The 17177-nt window shown below is 32.7% G+C and carries 17 protein-coding genes, 1 pseudogene and 2 other annotated features; of the genes and pseudogenes, 3 read left to right on the forward strand and 15 right to left on the reverse strand.

The features are described 5' to 3' along the window. Positions 1 to 186: 186 nt before the first annotated feature. The 7 genes from ACLBXA_RS24110 to ACLBXA_RS24140 form a co-directional block, all read right to left on the reverse strand. The gene (locus ACLBXA_RS24110) at positions 187 to 840 is read right to left on the reverse strand and encodes an MBL fold metallo-hydrolase (RefSeq protein WP_000401471.1); all 654 of its coding nucleotides are present in this window, start codon (positions 838 to 840) and stop codon (positions 187 to 189) included. A gap of 117 nt (positions 841 to 957) precedes the next feature. Further along, positions 958 to 1365, reverse strand: a complete 408-nt coding sequence (locus ACLBXA_RS24115; protein WP_000431724.1) for a GNAT family N-acetyltransferase — start codon at positions 1363 to 1365, stop codon at positions 958 to 960. A gap of 614 nt (positions 1366 to 1979) precedes the next feature. After that, a complete protein-coding gene (locus ACLBXA_RS24120) occupies positions 1980 to 2870 on the reverse strand; it encodes an alpha/beta fold hydrolase (RefSeq protein ID WP_001072686.1) in 891 nt (296 codons plus the stop codon). 81 nt (positions 2871 to 2951) lie between these two features. Then, entirely contained in the window at positions 2952 to 3422 is a 471-nt protein-coding gene (locus ACLBXA_RS24125; RefSeq protein WP_000579007.1) for a DMT family transporter, read from the reverse strand. A 16-nt stretch (positions 3423 to 3438) separates the two neighbouring features. Then, on the reverse strand, positions 3439 to 4134 hold the full coding sequence (locus tag ACLBXA_RS24130; RefSeq protein WP_000389682.1) for a Crp/Fnr family transcriptional regulator: 696 nt from the start codon (positions 4132 to 4134) through the stop codon (positions 3439 to 3441). Between the two features lie 18 nt (positions 4135 to 4152). Continuing rightward, complete coding sequence (locus tag ACLBXA_RS24135; RefSeq protein ID WP_000676020.1) at positions 4153 to 4578, reverse strand: DMT family transporter; 426 nt, start codon at positions 4576 to 4578, stop codon at positions 4153 to 4155. 175 nt (positions 4579 to 4753) lie between these two features. Next, on the reverse strand, positions 4754 to 5239 hold the full coding sequence (locus tag ACLBXA_RS24140) for a hypothetical protein (protein WP_001143403.1): 486 nt from the start codon (positions 5237 to 5239) through the stop codon (positions 4754 to 4756). 212 nt (positions 5240 to 5451) lie between these two features. Between ACLBXA_RS24140 and ACLBXA_RS24145 the strand changes: the two genes are divergently transcribed. Together ACLBXA_RS24145 and ACLBXA_RS24150 are read left to right on the forward strand one after the other, a co-directional pair. Further along, entirely contained in the window at positions 5452 to 6054 is a 603-nt protein-coding gene (locus tag ACLBXA_RS24145; protein WP_001005235.1) for a DUF2441 domain-containing protein, read from the forward strand. A gap of 21 nt (positions 6055 to 6075) precedes the next feature. Next, a complete protein-coding gene (locus ACLBXA_RS24150) occupies positions 6076 to 7029 on the forward strand; it encodes a nucleoside hydrolase (RefSeq protein ID WP_003261685.1) in 954 nt (317 codons plus the stop codon). A gap of 164 nt (positions 7030 to 7193) precedes the next feature. On the opposite strand, the gene ACLBXA_RS24155 is transcribed toward ACLBXA_RS24150, so the two are convergent. After that, positions 7194 to 8060 carry an MBL fold metallo-hydrolase gene (locus tag ACLBXA_RS24155; RefSeq protein WP_001184095.1) on the reverse strand — a complete coding sequence of 289 codons (867 nt, stop codon included), beginning with the start codon at positions 8058 to 8060 and terminating at the stop codon, positions 7194 to 7196. 155 nt (positions 8061 to 8215) lie between these two features. Between ACLBXA_RS24155 and ACLBXA_RS24160 the strand changes: the two genes are divergently transcribed. After that, positions 8216 to 8953 (forward strand): ZIP family metal transporter, encoded by a 738-nt coding sequence (locus tag ACLBXA_RS24160; RefSeq protein WP_000440613.1) that lies wholly within the window; start codon positions 8216 to 8218, stop codon positions 8951 to 8953. A 72-nt stretch (positions 8954 to 9025) separates the two neighbouring features. On the opposite strand, the pseudogene ACLBXA_RS24165 reads toward ACLBXA_RS24160, so the two are convergent. The 7 genes and pseudogenes from ACLBXA_RS24165 to ACLBXA_RS24195 form a co-directional block, all read right to left on the reverse strand. Continuing rightward, positions 9026 to 9126, reverse strand: a pseudogene (locus tag ACLBXA_RS24165) (MFS transporter); the annotation flags it as partial. A gap of 148 nt (positions 9127 to 9274) precedes the next feature. Then, positions 9275 to 11155, reverse strand: coding sequence for an FtsX-like permease family protein (locus ACLBXA_RS24170; RefSeq protein WP_079245500.1), 1881 nt, complete (start codon positions 11153 to 11155; stop codon positions 9275 to 9277). A gap of 11 nt (positions 11156 to 11166) precedes the next feature. Then, positions 11167 to 11934, reverse strand: coding sequence for an ABC transporter ATP-binding protein (locus ACLBXA_RS24175; RefSeq protein WP_000106426.1), 768 nt, complete (start codon positions 11932 to 11934; stop codon positions 11167 to 11169). Between the two features lie 249 nt (positions 11935 to 12183). Further along, positions 12184 to 14106, reverse strand: coding sequence for a threonine--tRNA ligase (gene thrS, locus ACLBXA_RS24180; protein WP_000663089.1), 1923 nt, complete (start codon positions 14104 to 14106; stop codon positions 12184 to 12186). Positions 14107 to 14150: 44 nt separating this feature from the next. Further along, positions 14151 to 14373: a binding site (T-box leader), on the reverse strand. 36 nt (positions 14374 to 14409) lie between these two features. After that, positions 14410 to 14633, reverse strand: a binding site (T-box leader). A 121-nt stretch (positions 14634 to 14754) separates the two neighbouring features. After that, a complete protein-coding gene (gene rluF, locus ACLBXA_RS24185; RefSeq protein ID WP_001222160.1) occupies positions 14755 to 15462 on the reverse strand; it encodes a 23S rRNA pseudouridine(2604) synthase RluF in 708 nt (235 codons plus the stop codon). A 185-nt stretch (positions 15463 to 15647) separates the two neighbouring features. After that, entirely contained in the window at positions 15648 to 16268 is a 621-nt protein-coding gene (locus ACLBXA_RS24190; RefSeq protein ID WP_000925175.1) for a YdbC family protein, read from the reverse strand. A gap of 441 nt (positions 16269 to 16709) precedes the next feature. Continuing rightward, positions 16710 to 17054, reverse strand: a complete 345-nt coding sequence (locus tag ACLBXA_RS24195; RefSeq protein ID WP_044783011.1) for a hypothetical protein — start codon at positions 17052 to 17054, stop codon at positions 16710 to 16712. Positions 17055 to 17177 lie beyond the last annotated feature (123 nt).

A 17177-nucleotide genomic window follows, 5' to 3' on the forward strand; every position in this document is an offset into this window, starting at 1 on the left:
CGATTTGTATTTTTTCATCAGCTGTAAATTTAGCCATAGAAAAACTGCACCTCCAATTGTTAGACTGTGTCTAACAATTGGGGTGCAGTTCATTAATTTTTTCAAACATGCTCTTTTATAATTTATTTATATACTAATAATCAGATTATACTTCAATGTCACTTAACAAAAAACTCCATTTTAACTTTACAAATTTTGAAGTTGAACATTTATATTCTCCTTACTTAATCCCCCATGGTAACAAACTACAGATTCAATATGTAAATTTAAATACTTCTTCAAAGACTGCTTTGCTTCCTTAATATTTATAGTTGTTGGGGCGTGAATTCCTCCTAACATCCCATTCACACTATACATAGAGTCTCCTGCAATAAGAATTTTACTTCGTTTCAAATATAAACTAATATGACCCGGAGTATGCCCTGGAGTATGAAGAATTAGTATTCCACCGCAATACGGAAGTTCTTGCCCGTCAATCACAGTATCACTCACTTTTCCTTTTGGTCGGTTCTCTACATTTCCTTCCTTCAATAAAGGCAAATCCCCCTCAATATATGGCTTATCTAATTCGTGCGCATAAACCTTAATATTATTTCCACAGCGCTGCAACAACTCCGGAAGACTACCTATATGATCAATATCCTGATGCGTCAAAATCACGACTTTTAACTTATCAAATGATACCCCAACCTTTTCCATCTCTACTTGTATATCTTCAATTTGTCCTGGGAAACCCGTATCTATTAATACTGCCATTTCATCATCCCATAAAAGAATTGGATGAATAACAAATTCTTGAAATTCAAGTTGTAACATTTCTATCCCTTTAGCAATCTCCATACAGCCATTCTCCTTTATACTGAAGTTTGAAAATATGTACGAGTAAACTGAAAATATAAAGTGAAACTTTAATCCGTTGGGGTTTTACTGCCCGGCAAATAGCGGGATAAAGCACCTTTATCTTATAATATGTTTTGTCATCCCAATAGAGAATGCTTCAAACCCTATAGATTCATAGTAAGATTGCAATTTTTCTACACACATAAGTTGTGGAATAACCTTGTTTTGTTCACAGTGCTGGATTAATCGTTTCACTATTTCTTTTCCGATGCCACTAGACTGATATTTTGGCAATACACCAACTCCACAAATAATGCCTGTTATGACTCCATCTGATATGACACGCCCCATCCCTACTAACCTCTTATCATCAAAAACATAAATTGCATACCAACTTTGCTTACACATTTGTTCTAACTCGTTAACCGTTAATTTAAGAGAATTCCATCCTAAAGATTCGTATAAGGATAATAATCCATTAAAATCTGTAGGATGTTCACTTGTGTGGCGTATACTATTTTCCATGTAAATACTCCCTATTCTCTGACTTGTTTATATTTCATAAAATTCCCTTTACACAAATCTGATTGATGTAAAAATAACTAGAACAAACTTCAATAAGAAAGATAGAATTCCTTCTCAATATAAAATAAAAAGAAGTTATCTCACTTAAGATAACTTCTTTTATATAAGACTCTCATTATATTATCAACCAAAAAATATACAACTGCATACGATTAGCACAAACAAAACTAATAAACCATTTGAGAAATAACCCATTGAATACTACCCCTTTATTAAATTATGTAAAAGATTTTATCATAAAATGATTTACAACTTAATAACTGAAAAAGACATTGCATTCATTAGTTATATATGTTAAGTAATATTTTATTTTCGGTTATATTCTCGTTCCCTGAAAGTGCTTATCATACTCTTCTACTTCCGTTCATATAAGTTCAAAATATTAAATAATAAATCAAGAAGACCTCCACCTTACGAGGTCTTTTTTACTTATTTTCCAAATACACTAATTGATTCTTCCTCAATTACAAGTAAACAATTAGCATATTACATGATTTAATATCCCAATAACCAATTCAACTCTATTAATTCGGTTCGACCTTAATATCCCCCTTTTATTCCAAAAACTCAATAATCGTTTCACATACTTTATCCGTCTCCTCGATATCTGGGAAATGTCCACTATTTTCAAATATAACAAGTTTACCATTTTTCAATTGTCTCGTTATTCTATAACTCATTCCTACACCCGTGTTATAGTCATGCGCTCCAACTATGACACACGTATCAATTTCTAAACCTTTAATACGCTCAATAAGCGGTAAAGATGATTTTGTTCCAAAAATAACTTTACTCATCTTCCCTGTATTACTTAACTTACTTTCCTCCCAAAACCTTCTATTTAGCTTTGCAAATTCTTCATTTTTAAACAATAGTCGATCTAAATTTTCTGTATCAACTATACTCCAAACTTGATTATACCTTTCTTTTAAAGGAATTTCTGACTTACTTATTATCAATATTTGTTCTTTCATTTCCCCTTTCGTTACTTGTAGAAAACCTTCTATCTGCACAGTATACATATCATTAAAATCATCTAACGATGGTGCTTGTAATACCATTTGTTCAACATTTTTTGGATATTTCAAAGCATACTCTAAACAAAGTTGTCCACCAAAAGAATATCCTAACAAATTTATCTTCTCTACATGTAATTGCTTTCTTAATTCCTCTAAATCTTCGACTAGAGTATTGATTGAGTACTCACCGTCATCTTCTGGTGCCTCACTTCGTCCGCAACCTCTTTGTTCGTAATAAACTACAGTCATATTTCCTTCTAACTTCAAACCAAGCGTTCTTTCGAATACATAATGATTACCACCTGGACCACCATGTACTATAATAAGAGGGACTGTATTATGAGCTGTCCCTGCAACTTTACACCAATGCATAATCCCATTGATTTTCAAATAGTGTACACCATCTTGCAACATTAACTGATTCATTTATCCTATCTCCCTATAGCTCACTTATTACTATCTAGATGTATAAGTTCTGACCATTCACACTTTTTCCCTTTATATTCTTTAGACCCTACCCTTTCTTATATGAATAGCTTTCTTATTCAAAAATAGATTTTTAAAAATTCCTACCCCCACAATTAATAAACCTATACCAACTAATTTATTTATTTGTAATGGAATGCTCTCCATTCCAAATAATCCGAATGTATCAATGCATAACGCAACCACCAATTGAGTAATAAGACTAATTAGCACCGTATATGCTGGACCTAAGCTCTTTATTGCACCCATTATACAAATAATTAACCCGATGCCAAACAGTCCACTTACATAAAACAAATAATTTGTAGTATACACTTTAATGTTAATACTGTTTTCTGTAATGATATAAAATAGAATAGAACTAATGAGACCTATTCCAAGGACACATGTAGTCGTTAACCACTGTCCTACATTTTCATTTACTTTTGCATTAAAAACAGATTGTAAGCTAATTAATATTCCTGCTAATATAGCTAAACTAAATCCAATCAAAATCTTCCTCTCCCTTTCATTGCTCATATATATTATCTTTAGCGACTTCCTTCATTCTAGAAAAATCTTTAATGACAATAACTCCATTACTCTTTTCAATTAATTTATCATTATAAAATCTTTGTAATACCCGAATTACGTGCCTATAACTTACCCCTATAAAGTCTGCAATACTTGTTACCGAAGTCGTATCCAAATCCCCTTTGTACATATTCCCGTTACTATCTGTTGAAATTGAAAGTAAATAACTAGCTACACGTACTTCTACAGGATAAAGTAAATTAAGAGCAGTAAAACGAGTCGATATTTTTAACGTGTTCGCAATGTTTTCAAGTAAGAACTTCATAAATATAGGATCATGTAATAACTTGTTTCTAATAACCGTATTAGAAATGGAGATAGCTATAACATCTGAACAAGCTTCAACGACATTATGTGCTTTGCTATTTTGAATTAATTCAATATCACCAACAATGGCCAATGGATTGATAAAGCGAAGGATTAGTTTCTTTCCTTCTGATGTAATCGTGTAAACTTTTACTTTACCTTTAACAACAAAATATAAACGATCCATTTCGTCATCTATATTGCAAATAAGCTCGCCTTTTTCAAAGTAATTTAATTGAAAATAAACTGTATCTATTTCTAAAAAAATCTCGAGCGTTTTATTGGTTCTCAAATAATGCGTAATTAAACCTGATTTATCCTCCATATTCATTTCTCCTTTCATTTACATATTAAATACAACAATACCTATAATCATTACTATTGTTCCCACAATATGATATCTCTCCATCTGTATCTTTTTTATATGAAACAGTCCTTTCATTTCAATAACTGTTGCCGTTAACAATTGAGCAACCATTAGTGTGCCAGCTGTCAATGTAACTCCTAGTGAATATATCGCCATCGTTTCTGCACAAATAATGAATCCACCAAATGCACCCGCTGCTAAATATACTTTTTTCACACTCTTTAAATCTGTTACTTTCTCTTCTTTCTTTAACAAAAATACAGTTGTTGCAATAAGGAATCCAATTAAATGGGTTATAATACTCGTCGACCATATACCGATATGTGAACTAAGTTTCGCATTAAAGGTTCCTTGAAGTGTTATAAATATCCCCGCAAAAACAGCAAATATAATACCTTTCAAAAAATCATCTCCTCATCTTTTATTTCTGACTTAATTAAAAGCTATAATCCTATAATGGCAAAAGGACAAATGTCACATCACTATGAAAATAACTTGGAATGAACAAAAAACACACCTCAAAAATGCGAGATGTGTTTATCTTTATTATTTATATATAAAATTTTATAAATTTGAATTACGCTACATTAAAAGATTTCTTTTTCATAACAAACTTTGCAAATAAGAAACGTACAAGCGGTCCCATAATAATTAATTGTAATGGATATGCCATTATGAAATTTTTAATAAAAATCGAAAAATAAATTGAAACAAATGAAGCTCCTTGTAGTCCACCATGTAAATGCATCATAGCCATACCGAAAAATGACATAAAGAACACCATTCCGATTACCATAGTTGTCGCCATCGCAACGATAATATTTATTTTCTTAGATTTATCAAATGGCAACATGAATACAATTTTTTTCGCACAAGGTCCAACGATACATATTTCAATTAATAGCGCAATAATAAAGCCAATTAATAGTTCTAATGCAATCTCTTTAATATAAATTGGTCCTCCTGTTTCATTCATTAGTAAATTGTAAAACGTCATTACGATAACCATCCCAAGGCACATCATCATACCAAATTGGAGGTTTTCTTTTCTTGTTGTTGGCAAAATTCATCATCCTTTCTCTTTGAGTCTTTGTCATTATATCGATATTGAAACCCCCTTCGTAAGTGAACATTTTGTGAACAAATTTAAAACGTTTTCATGTATTTTCTTTACTTTCAACTCAAATTCTCACTTTTACTTATAAAGGTTTTATATATTTCAATGTTGAATTACTAAATTTAACATTGCATTACATTATTACTAGGAGGATAACCATGAATGAACAAGGATTTTTCGTATATCATATCGTAACAAAGAAAAAAATGCATATCGGACAAATCATTCCTTTTAACAAAAATCAACACAATACTCTATATCACTTCTTTTTTGAAAGAGAACAATTAAATGCTAATGGTGAAGATGGCATACAAATTTTAAATAAACACTATAAAAATAACGAATTACATATAAATAATGAAAATGCTAAAGTAGTCATGAGTTATATGGATCAAACAATTAGAGCAGCTAGAGAAACAATTGTAGAAATGGTTAGACTACAAGAATTCCCTGAATATCCTTCCAGATTATCTTGTTTATACGCTGCAAAAAGCTATGAAGATGCTTTAAAATGGAAAGCATTATTTGATTCTTACAATCGAGAAGTTTTACAGATTGTTAAACTACAAGTAATCGGAAGTTCTTTTGAAGGTGACGGGAATCTTTTACCAAAAGAAGATGGTATTCCTTTTTCTCAAAAAATCGAACAAGCTAGAGAGTATTGGAAAGGAAATATTAGAAATGAACTTCCTGAGCTACTGATTAATGGAGAAATTGAAGTGGTGGAAATTATTGATGACTTCTCCTCAATTCATATTTAATTTCTAACTAAATCATATAGGATGGAGATTACAATGAAGAAAAAAGTGTACTTCAATCATGATGGCGGCGTAGATGATTTAATTTCATTATTTTTATTACTTCAAATGGAAAACGTTGAGCTTACCGGTGTATCTGTTATCCCAGCAGACTGCTATTTAGAACCCGCAATGTCTGCCAGTCGTAAAATTATCGATCGCTTCGGCAAAGGTAATATTGCAGTAGCCGCTTCAAACTCTCGCGGGCAAAACCCGTTTCCAAAAGACTGGCGGATGCATGCATTTTATGTAGATGCTCTACCAATTTTAAATGAGTCTGGAAAAGTTGTAACACCCGTGGTGGCAAAACCCGCGCATCATCATTTAATAGAAACGCTTCTACAAACGGAAGGAAAAACAACTTTATTATTTACTGGGCCCCTAACTGACCTTGCTCGTGCATTATATGAAGCTCCCATAATCGAAGATAAAATTGAACGTCTCGTTTGGATGGGTGGTACATTTCTTACAGCAGGCAATGTACATGAACCAGAGCATGATGGAACAGCTGAGTGGAATTCGTTTTGGGACCCTGAAGCAGTGGCTCGTGTATGGGATGCAAAAATTAAAATCGACTTAGTGACACTAGAAAGTACAAACCAAGTTCCGTTAACTATAAACATACGTGAACAGTGGGCAAAAGAGAGAAAGTATATTGGTGTTGATTTCCTTGGTCAATGTTATGCAATGGTCCCCCCTCTCGTTCACTTCTCAACGAACTCTACTTATTATTTATGGGATGTACTAACTACCGCGCTTGTCGGAAACACTAGCCTTGCAAAAACTGAAACGATTAATAGTATCGTTCATACATATGGACCAAGTCAGGGGCGTACAGAGGAAACTGCTGATGGACGACCTGTAAATGTCGTTTATGATGTAAAACGTGATGTATTCTTTGAATATATTACTGAATTAGCAAAGAAAGCTTCTACTTGAACCACTATCTATACGAAAAATAAATAGAATAAAATCACTTCAGACGATGAACCCCTATATTTAGAATTTAGTTGAAACTACATATTTAACTATTGAAAAGAGTATTGAATTAAATTTCAATACTCTTTTTGTGCAATTTAATTATATTGGATTAATGTAGTGTCTTATTGATTATTCATTTCATAACCATTGACAAAATACGTTATTGTTTCTAACTCATCTTCATTTAATTCTCTATCTAGTTCTTGTTTATACACTGCCTTTATCTTCTCTTCATCGCCTTTATGAATTTCTGTATAAGTTCCTACTGTTTTTAACATACGAATCTCTTGTAAAAACTCCTCTCGATTTATCGCTTCCCCATGAGAAAGAATATATGTCTCAGCATCAAATTTCTCTAATTCATCTATCAATTTAAACGTTCTTTTCGTCGTATAGTTCCACTTCGAAGAAAAAATATCTGCATATATACAGTCTCCTAAAAACAATATCTTTTCTTCTTTTATGTACATAACAACAGAATCATGTGCATGATCTCCGCCCACATGTTTTAACACGCAGGTCACTTCACCAAGGTCTAATTCCATTTGATCCTGGAACGTTAAGGTTGGAGGAATAATGTTAATATTTCTCGCTTTTTCTTCAAACTCTTTCTTGATGCAATCCGCACAAAATTCAATTTCAGTACCCTCTTTTACGCGTGCGTCCAACGCTTCATCTGTCCATTCATAAGATACTATTGCCTGCATTTCTTTTTTCGTTTCAGCGTGCGAAATAGTTAATGCATTCCGTAATACAGATAATCCAAAAATATGATCCCAATGCCAATGCGTTAGTGCTACAAAATCAGGATTCGATACATTTTGTTCTTTTAACATTTCTAAAAATAATTGTGCATGTTCTTCTGAATTCCCTGCATCAATCATTAAAGTTTTTTCTTTTCCAACAACCATTCCTAATATAGGTCTATCCGTTTCAGAAACTGGTGTCATATACCAAAATGAGTTTCCTATTTTTTTAATTTGTTGCATAACCAATTCCCCTTTTCATTTTCTCACTTAAATTTAATATATAAATTATAACGAATCACTACTTTTTTCTCTATACTCAAACACAATTACTTGGACTAATCCAACTTAATTTTTCGTAAGCTAAAAATAAGGGAATAGAATCGGAGTGTGATACTATGGAACGTTTATGGATCCCAATGATTGTAACATTTTTTTCGTTCGGTGGATTACTGTTAGGTGGTGCTGTTGGAGTAGCAACACGCCAACTCATTGAAGAAAAGATGCATCGTTTATACGCATTATGTGGTGGTATTTTATTCGGGTTATTATCACTTGAAATTATCCCTGAAACATTTTCAAGCTATGAAATAATTGGGCCTATACTTGGTATAGCCATCGGTATTTTAGTTATGAGCTTATTAGATAACTATTGTCATCATCCAATGATACATAAAAAAGATCAACAAGCATGGCAAACCTTCCTTTTTCTCTCTTTCGCTATATTTATTCATAATATACCTAGTGGATTTGCGTTAGGTACAGCTTTTATAAATCATAATGACTCTGCCATTCCCTTTTTAATAGCAATCGTCGTGCACCATATTCCAGAAGGATTAGCTTTAATTATTCCATTTCTTTTTACAAAGCATAAATATATTTCCTTTTTATTAACGACTTTATTACTTTCTCTTATTCTCGGTACTGGTACGGTTTTTGGAATTTTGATGGAAGGAAAAGCTCGTCACCTGCAAGGCCTCATTATGGGAAGTGCTATTGGTTCACTTGGATATGTCACAATTCATGAAATGCTTTGGAAAGCTAAGAAACAGCTCTCTTTCCTTACATTTCTAATGTGGGCAACTAGTGGTTTTCTCCTAATAATAGCGTTTACTCTACTAGCTGGACATCACTAAATTAAACAAAAAAGATAGCTGAAAACAATTTGTCTTCAGCTATCTTTTTTATTCTTTCTATCTCTCTATAGAAAGAATAATTCCAGCAATCATAGAACTAAGTCGCTCTAAAATATTCCCTAGAAAAAACGTGTATACACTTTGTTTCGAAATAACTGTAGCATTTCTTTCATACTTCGGGTCGTTTCTCTTAATAAAACATTATCATTTTAGTAATTTATTGGAAATAACATTATGTTTTTCGACCATTATCAATCTTTTCCTTCTTTATAAAAAACATAAAAAGAGCCCTATTTTCAAAACAAGGACTCTTTTCATAAACTATTTAGCTACCTCTTCTTTCGGCATTACCATCCCTTTATAAAGTTGAACAGTTATCCAGTAATAGATGAAATAAATGACTAAGAAGATTCCTATTGGCACCCACACTTTTACAAACGGATCAACTAATATAAAGCTGAATAAGTTAAGCCCCACTAAAACGTGAGAGATGCCAATGATTGCTGGGAAGATAAATAAATATGAAATTTCTTTATATATACTTTTCGTTAACATACTACGTCTTACGCCGATTTTTCGTAACATTTCATAACGGCGTACATCACGAGAAGCACCTGTTAATATTTTGAACATAAGGGAACTCGCCATCATTGCTAAAAAGGCAATTCCGAGGAAAAATCCCATAAACATTGTTCCGCTCATGAAGCTGTTCATAAACTGATAAATTGTCATTTTCGTAAATAAGTCTACCTTTGCACCTGTTGCTTTTTCAATTTGTTCTTTTTGTCTCTTGTCTATTTCGATCAATAACGGTTTATATTTTTTCATATCATCTACTTTTGCTAATGTTACAGTGTGTTCTGTTCCTTGAATCCCTTTATAATGCTCTTCGTCTGCAATTCTTACTGGTTTTCCGCTAAATTGATTATGCGTAATTTGTATCTCTCTTACAACTGCGTCTTCCCAATCCTTTGGCATTTGAGGGAATTTTGCTAATTCAGGAGCCTCTAAAGCTGAATATACAGGTTCAGTTAAAGGTTTAGTCACACGTTTACGAACAGGCTCTTTTAAAGTTTTTGTATCAAAATGGTCTGAAACAAGTGGTGGTTTCGCAGTTAAGTCGTTACGTAAATAATAAACCGCTTCTCCATCTACTTTATATTTGTAATTGCTCTCTTCAACAATTTCCATTTCTTTCAAGGCCGCTTTGTCTTGATCATTCGGATCATGAATTACAACATCATATACACGAGAAAAGTCTGTCATAATACCTACATTTTTTTGGAACGCCATACCTGCAGTCATCGCACCTGCTCCTAATGCAATTAACATCGCTACAGTACCTAATACTCTCGATAAACTATTTACTCGAAAGCGTAGCTGTGCATATGTAAAACTATTTAGACCAATTTCATTTCGTTTTTTATTCCCTTTAATTTTCATCACAAAAAATGGGAGTAATGAACTAAAGATAAAATATGTGCCAAGTGTTGTAACGATGGTTGCTATAATAAAACCTAATTCAGCATATATTTTTACATTGATCATAAAATAGTACCCTGTACTTACCAGTAATACACCAAGTACTGTCATTATAATAATGCGAGTTTTACTTTTCTTCACTTCATCTAGTGTTTCATCTTCACGAATTAACTCTAGTTCAGTTTTACGTAACAATCGGACGCTGTTCATTAAGCCAGTAATGAAAAATAGTATTAAGAAGAAAATAGCTGTAACTAAAATTGCTGGTGTGTATACAGATGCGTAACTACCTTTTGCTGAAATTTCCATTCCATTCATTAAAAAGTTTCCTGCTACACTTGCAAGTAACATCCCTACTACAATACCGATAATAATACTTACAATCCCCATACCGAATGTTTCAATAAATAATAACTGTGCTACTTTTTTCTTTTTCGCACCAAGCATCATGTACATACCGAGTTCTTTTCTTCTTAACGTGAGCAAGAAAGAGTTGGCATATATAATATAAAATACAGTAATGAAAGATAATAGTATTGCACCTACCCAAAAGACGAGTCTAATACTACTAATTAGGCTATTATCTTTCGTAAATTCACTATTCATCGCCATCGTTTGGAACATGTAGAAAATACTAATACTAATAACGAGACCAATAAGTAAAACCATATAATCTTTTAACATCTTTTTCATACTATGACGTGATAATTTAAATAACATAGTTTCGCCCCCTACTTAGACTCAGCAGCTGAGCCCATATGAGCGAGCACACCTAAAATGTCTTGATAGAAATTCTCTCGAGTGCCTTGACGATTTAATTCTTTATAAAGAAGACCATCTTGAATAAATAAAATACGCTCACAATAACTTGCACTAAATGCATCGTGTGTAACCATTAAAATACTTACATTGTGATTTTCATGTAAATCTTGCATCGCTTCTAATAAACTTTTTGCGTTTTTACTATCAAGCGCTCCTGTCGGTTCATCTGCTAATACAATTGCCGGATTATGTACTAAAGCTCTTGCCGCCGCTGTTCTTTGTTTTTGTCCTCCAGAAACAGCAGTCGGATATTTTGTTAAAATTTCAGTGATGCCTAATTTTTTTGCAACGTCATTTACCTTTCCAGTAATCTCACTGGACGGTACGCCTTGCAAAGAAAGTGGTAAAGCGATATTTTCATAAATTGATAAATTTTCTAGTAAGTTAAAATCTTGAAAGATAAAACCTAATTTTTGAGATCGAAAATCTGATAATGCATTACCTTTCATAGAAGTAATATTTGTTCCAGCTATCGTCACACTACCACCTGTCGCCTGGTCAAGTGTACTTATCACATTAAGTAAAGTCGTTTTTCCAGATCCAGAAGGCCCCATAATCCCGACAAATTCTCCTTCTTTAATACTTAACGATACGCCCCTTAATGCTTTTGACTGATTCTCATTTCTTTTCCCATACGTTTTTTCTACACTTTCTACAGTAACTACATTTGTTGACATCTCTTTCACTCCATCCCTTTTGTATAAAATCAATTTCTCACATATTTCTTATTATTTTGTCATGTGAATTCTTAAGAATTTTTTAATTATGCATTCAATAAGAGTTACATCCGTAACATGAACCTATTTCCTACTTCATATTCTCATTTTTCTACAACTCGTTCCCTCGATTTCGCTTACATTTACCTTACATTTTTGTAAGATAAAAAAGAAAACACACTAATTTTTATTAGTGTGTTTTCTTTACAATCAATATTCTCTATTCTTTATTTCCTCTTCAATCCTTGCCACAAATACATCTAGCGCAACAACTTCTGACTTCTCTTCCCCATATTTACGTACATTTACAGCTCCGCTTTCCATTTCCTTATCCCCAATAACAAGAAAATACGGTACTTTTTGCATTTGTGCTTCTCTTATTTTATATCCTAATTTTTCATCTCGTGCATCCTGTTCAACACGAACTCCAGCTTTTGCTAATTTATGTGCAACCTCACTGCAATATTGTTCATGTACTGCATTTGAAACCGGAACTACTTTCACTTGAACTGGTGCCACCCATGCCGGGAACGCACCTCCAAAGTGCTCAATTAATATTGCTAAGAAGCGATCTAATGACCCTAAAACTGCCCTGTGAATAACAACTGGTCTTTTCTTATCATTATTTTCATCTATATAATTTAAATCAAATTTCTCTGGCATTTGGAAATCAAGCTGGATTGTTCCGCACTGGTGACTTCTATTTAAAGCATCTTTAATATGAAAATCAATTTTCGGCCCGTAAAATGCACCGTCACCTTCATTTAGTCTATATTTATAATTTAGCGATTGTAATACATTTTCTAATGCTGCTTCTGCTTGCTCCCATAATTTATCATCACCCATTGAATCTTCTGGACGAGTAGAAAGCTCTACTTCATATTCGAATCCAAAAGTTTTATATACGTAATCAATTTGCGCCATTACGGATTTAATTTCATCTTCAATTTGTTTTGGAGTTACAAATAAATGTGCATCATCTTGGCAGAAAGTACGTACTCTTAATAATCCGTTTAACGCACCACTAAATTCATGACGATGTACTTGACCAAATTCACACATACGAATCGGTAATTCACGATAAGAATGCAATTTATTTTTAAACATAAGCATGTGCCCTGGGCAGTTCATCGGTTTTAATGCAAAACTTTTATTATCTACTTCAGAGAAATACATATTATCTTTATAATGTCCCCAGTGCCCTGATCTCTCCCATACTTCTTGGTTCATCATGAACGGAGTGCGTACTTCTTGATAATTGTACTCTTTTTGAATTTCTCTTAAAAATGCTTCCAATTCGTTTCGAATAATTTGTCCTTTCGGTAAATAAAACGGCATTCCCGGAGCCTCTTCAGAAAACATAAATAACTCAAGCTCACTTCCCAACTTACGATGATTTCTTTTTGCTGCTTCTTCAACGAAATGTAAATACTCTTCTAATTCTTTTTGAGAAGAGAATGCAACACCATATATACGCTGAAGCACTTGGTTATTACTATCACCTCGCCAATATGCACCGGAAACGTGAGTTAATTGAAATGCTTTCAAATAACCTGTAGATGGTAAATGTGGTCCTCTACATAAATCTACAAATTCACCTTGTTTATATAGTGTTACACTTTCTCCACTAGGAATTGCTTCTAAAATTTCTAATTTCAAACTATCATCTATTTCTTGAAACAGCTTAGCTGCTTCTTCTCGAGAAACCTCAACTCGTTCTATCTTTATATTTTCATTTATAATCTTTTTCATTTCTTTTTCGATTTTTCGTAAATCTTCTATGTTTACACTACTTGGAAGATCCATATCATAATAAAATCCATTTTCAATAACAGGCCCTACTCCAAGATTTATATCACCATACAATCTTTTTACAGCTTGCGCTAAAATATGTGCCGCAGAGTGTCTTGCAATTTCTACACCTTCATTTGAATCTATAGTAATGATTTCCACTTCCGCATTTTCTTCAATATTTCGGCGTAAATCATATAATCCATCATTTACTTTCCCCGCGACTGCTTTCTTTTTCAAACTACTGCTAATGGATCCAGCAATTTCTTCTAAAGTAACTCCATTTACAAATTCTTTCACGCTACCATCTGGAAATTTAATTTCAATCATTTGTTCTTTCATTTTTCATCTCTCCATTTCATAATAAAAAGCACACTCATCCCTAAAATAGGGACGAGCGTGCTTATACCCGTGGTTCCACCCAGATTCCCATTGTAAACATACAATGGCTTCTTTTACGGTAACGTCGTTTATACGGCACTAGATACTTAATTTCCCCAGTGCAGCTCTAAGGTGGTAAGTTATTTTTCTGCGTTAGGAAGTTCTCAGCTTTCCTTCCTTCTCTGTATAACCGGGTAAAATAACTCGTGTCCTTTTCTTCGCTTATTATGAAATTGAATGCAAAAAAGCATATTCATCCCTAAATATAGGGACGAATATGCTTATATCCGTGGTTCCACCCAGATTCCCATCACAAAAAACATAATGGCTTCTTTTGCGATAACGTCGCATACACGGCACTAGATACTTAATTTCCCTAGTGCAGCTCTAAGGTGGTAAGTTATTTTTCTGCGTTAGGAAGTTCTCAGCTTTCCTTCCTTCTCTGTATAACCGGGTAAAATAACTCGTGTCCTTTTCTTTGCTTTTTGTAAAACATCCATTTATTGTTATTTAATATATCTTATTCATTTTATTTTTGCAAGTGTTTAAAAAAATTATTTATTTAATTTAAAAAGTGAAACCAAATTTTTTTGGTTTCACTTCACAATTTTACCAATCTTGTGGTTCGTAATTTAAGTCTGCAAATAGACGTCTTTTCTCTTTCTTCGTTAAATCTCTCCACTGTCCAACTGGTAAATTATTCAATTCGATATTCATAATTCTCGTACGTTTTAACGTGTATACTTGATAACCTAAAGCTTCACACATACGGCGAATTTGGCGATTTAGCCCTTGGGTTAAAATAATTTGGAACTCATATTTTGATAGCTGTGTAATCTCACAAGGAAGCGTTTTTGTTCCTAAAATTTTAACACCCGCTGCCATTTTCTCTAAGAAATCAGGAGTAATTGGCTTATCTACTGAAACGATATATTCTTTCTCATGTTTGTTTTCAGCACGTAAAATTTCATTAACGATATCACCATCATTCGTTAACAAAATTAAACCGTCTGAGTCTTTATCAAGACGTCCAATGTGACTAATTCGTAAAGGATGGTTCACTAAATCGATAATGTTACCTTTTACAGCTTTTTCACTCGTACATGTAATACCTACTGGTTTATTTAAAGCGATATATACGTGATCTCGAGCAATTCGAAGCTGCTCTCCATTTACTCGTACATCATCACCTGGATTTACTTGGTCACCAATTTTTGCAACCTTACCGTTAATAATTACTCTTCTCTCATTAATTAGTTTATCCGCTCCACGTCGAGACGCTTTTCCAGCTTCACTAATAAATTTATTGATACGCAAATTAGGCACATCCTTTTCTAAAAAAATTTCAAGCTCACACTGCTTCTACCGTACAATACAAAAGGGTAAGCCTCCTATTATAACTTAAATATATTAACATGAAAGGGTATATAACGTCTTCTATTAATTACTTGTTTATAAGAAAATATCGTTATTATACAATCATTTATGCACTTTTTCAGCGTTTAATATACAAGCCATTCTTCCTTACATACAGCTTGTTTTCCTTTTATCTCTTCTATATCTTCATGAATATTAGCTAATTTATATAAATCTGGGAAAATCTCTTCCACATAATGTTGGTGCGCTATTTCATCTTTCCAATACGTTAACACTATGTAACGATTTTCATTTTTTAAAGACTTCCCAACTACTCCACCTAGCATTCCTTTTGCTTTTTCCATTCCTTTATTCCAAATTGTTTCTTGCTTATGTAAAAAATGCTTTTCCTTTTCCAACTTTACATCACATATAGCAACTCTTACGAATGCTCCCTCTATTACAATATCTTCCAAATGCATATCGGTTATATCATACAACGTTTGAAATAATTCAATTTCACATGAAAGAAACGTATCCTCTTGATTACTATTTAAATAAATTGTATCGTGAGAAGCATTCATAAATGATTGATATACACTTCTATCTTCCCATAAAGTAAATACACATGCCTCATCTTCATTCCATCCACCAAATTGTCCATGAAAACCATCTAGGTGCTGTATATCACGCCATTTTTCTTGCGCACTTGAAAATAATTCTTTTTTCTCTTCTTCCACTTTACAGTAGATTGTTTTTAGTAACATTTTTAATTCCCCCCTATGATCCGATCCATTTCCCACTCGCCATACTTTCTATTTTTCCATATACACAAACGTTAATTTTTTGTTATCAACTCCATTACTTACTAGAAATTTGATGCCCTCCGTAAATGTTGTAAGTTGATTACCGGAATACTTACCGGGTAAAAATACATCTAAAATATAAAAATTAAAATCTCTTGCTTTGCTTTCTTATCCCGCTTATAGTTTACATAACATAATTATATATTACTGATTATCTATATCATTCAATAAAACATCCTATTTTTTATACTTGGTAAACTATCCACTCATTTTCATAAGAAATACTATTTTATTCTATACGCATAATAATTTTAATTCCAACAATTCAGAATTAAAATCCAAAAAAGATAGGAAGTAAACAATCCTACATTATCATCTACTCCCTATCTCTTTTATCATCAATTATTTTTCAAATATAGAATACGTAATTTCTCCTGGATAATGTACTACCGTTACCTTCCGTTTTTCTTTTTTAAAACTAACAGTATGACCGTTTTCCCCTAAGTTCTCCCAGCCACTCGCCTTTGTAATTGGCATTACACTTATATATTTATAATCCTCTTCCTTTTCATCGTTAATATGGATTGCTGACATTGGTACTGGAAAATCTTCAATTTTAGATTCTTTGTCCAGATATATGAGTGCAAATAAGCCAACTAATATCATAGCCATTGAAATATTTGAAACTAGTTTTTTTCTATTCATTTTCACTGAAAACCCTCTTTTCTCACATATTACTTTCATCATTTTACTAATCTTAGTTATTTATGTATATAAAAAATATAATTAAAATTAATTCTAGACTATATTCTCTATCATTAATACTGTTATTGTTATATATTATAATTAATAGATTTTAAAATTTTGGAG

Source organism: Bacillus sp. D48C (assembly GCF_053345735.1).

What these genes read in the sequence shown, in the direction of transcription:
- ACLBXA_RS24110 (WP_000401471.1), bottom strand. Translation starts at nt 840, where the DNA reads ATGGAGATTGCTAAAGGGATAGAAATGTTACAACTTGAATTTCAAGAA.
- ACLBXA_RS24115 (WP_000431724.1), bottom strand. Translation starts at nt 1,365, where the DNA reads ATGGAAAATAGTATACGCCACACAAGTGAACATCCTACAGATTTTAAT.
- ACLBXA_RS24120 (WP_001072686.1), bottom strand. Translation starts at nt 2,870, where the DNA reads ATGAATCAGTTAATGTTGCAAGATGGTGTACACTATTTGAAAATCAAT.
- ACLBXA_RS24130 (WP_000389682.1), bottom strand. Translation starts at nt 4,134, where the DNA reads ATGGAGGATAAATCAGGTTTAATTACGCATTATTTGAGAACCAATAAA.
- ACLBXA_RS24145 (WP_001005235.1), top strand. Translation starts at nt 5,452, where the DNA reads ATGAATGAACAAGGATTTTTCGTATATCATATCGTAACAAAGAAAAAA.
- ACLBXA_RS24150 (WP_003261685.1), top strand. Translation starts at nt 6,076, where the DNA reads ATGGAGATTACAATGAAGAAAAAAGTGTACTTCAATCATGATGGCGGC.
- ACLBXA_RS24155 (WP_001184095.1), bottom strand. Translation starts at nt 8,060, where the DNA reads ATGCAACAAATTAAAAAAATAGGAAACTCATTTTGGTATATGACACCA.
- ACLBXA_RS24160 (WP_000440613.1), top strand. Translation starts at nt 8,216, where the DNA reads ATGGAACGTTTATGGATCCCAATGATTGTAACATTTTTTTCGTTCGGT.
- ACLBXA_RS24170 (WP_079245500.1), bottom strand. Translation starts at nt 11,155, where the DNA reads ATGTTATTTAAATTATCACGTCATAGTATGAAAAAGATGTTAAAAGAT.
- ACLBXA_RS24175 (WP_000106426.1), bottom strand. Translation starts at nt 11,934, where the DNA reads ATGTCAACAAATGTAGTTACTGTAGAAAGTGTAGAAAAAACGTATGGG.
- thrS (WP_000663089.1), bottom strand. Translation starts at nt 14,106, where the DNA reads ATGAAAGAACAAATGATTGAAATTAAATTTCCAGATGGTAGCGTGAAA.
- ACLBXA_RS24190 (WP_000925175.1), bottom strand. Translation starts at nt 16,268, where the DNA reads ATGTTACTAAAAACAATCTACTGTAAAGTGGAAGAAGAGAAAAAAGAA.
- ACLBXA_RS24195 (WP_044783011.1), bottom strand. Translation starts at nt 17,054, where the DNA reads ATGATGAAAGTAATATGTGAGAAAAGAGGGTTTTCAGTGAAAATGAAT.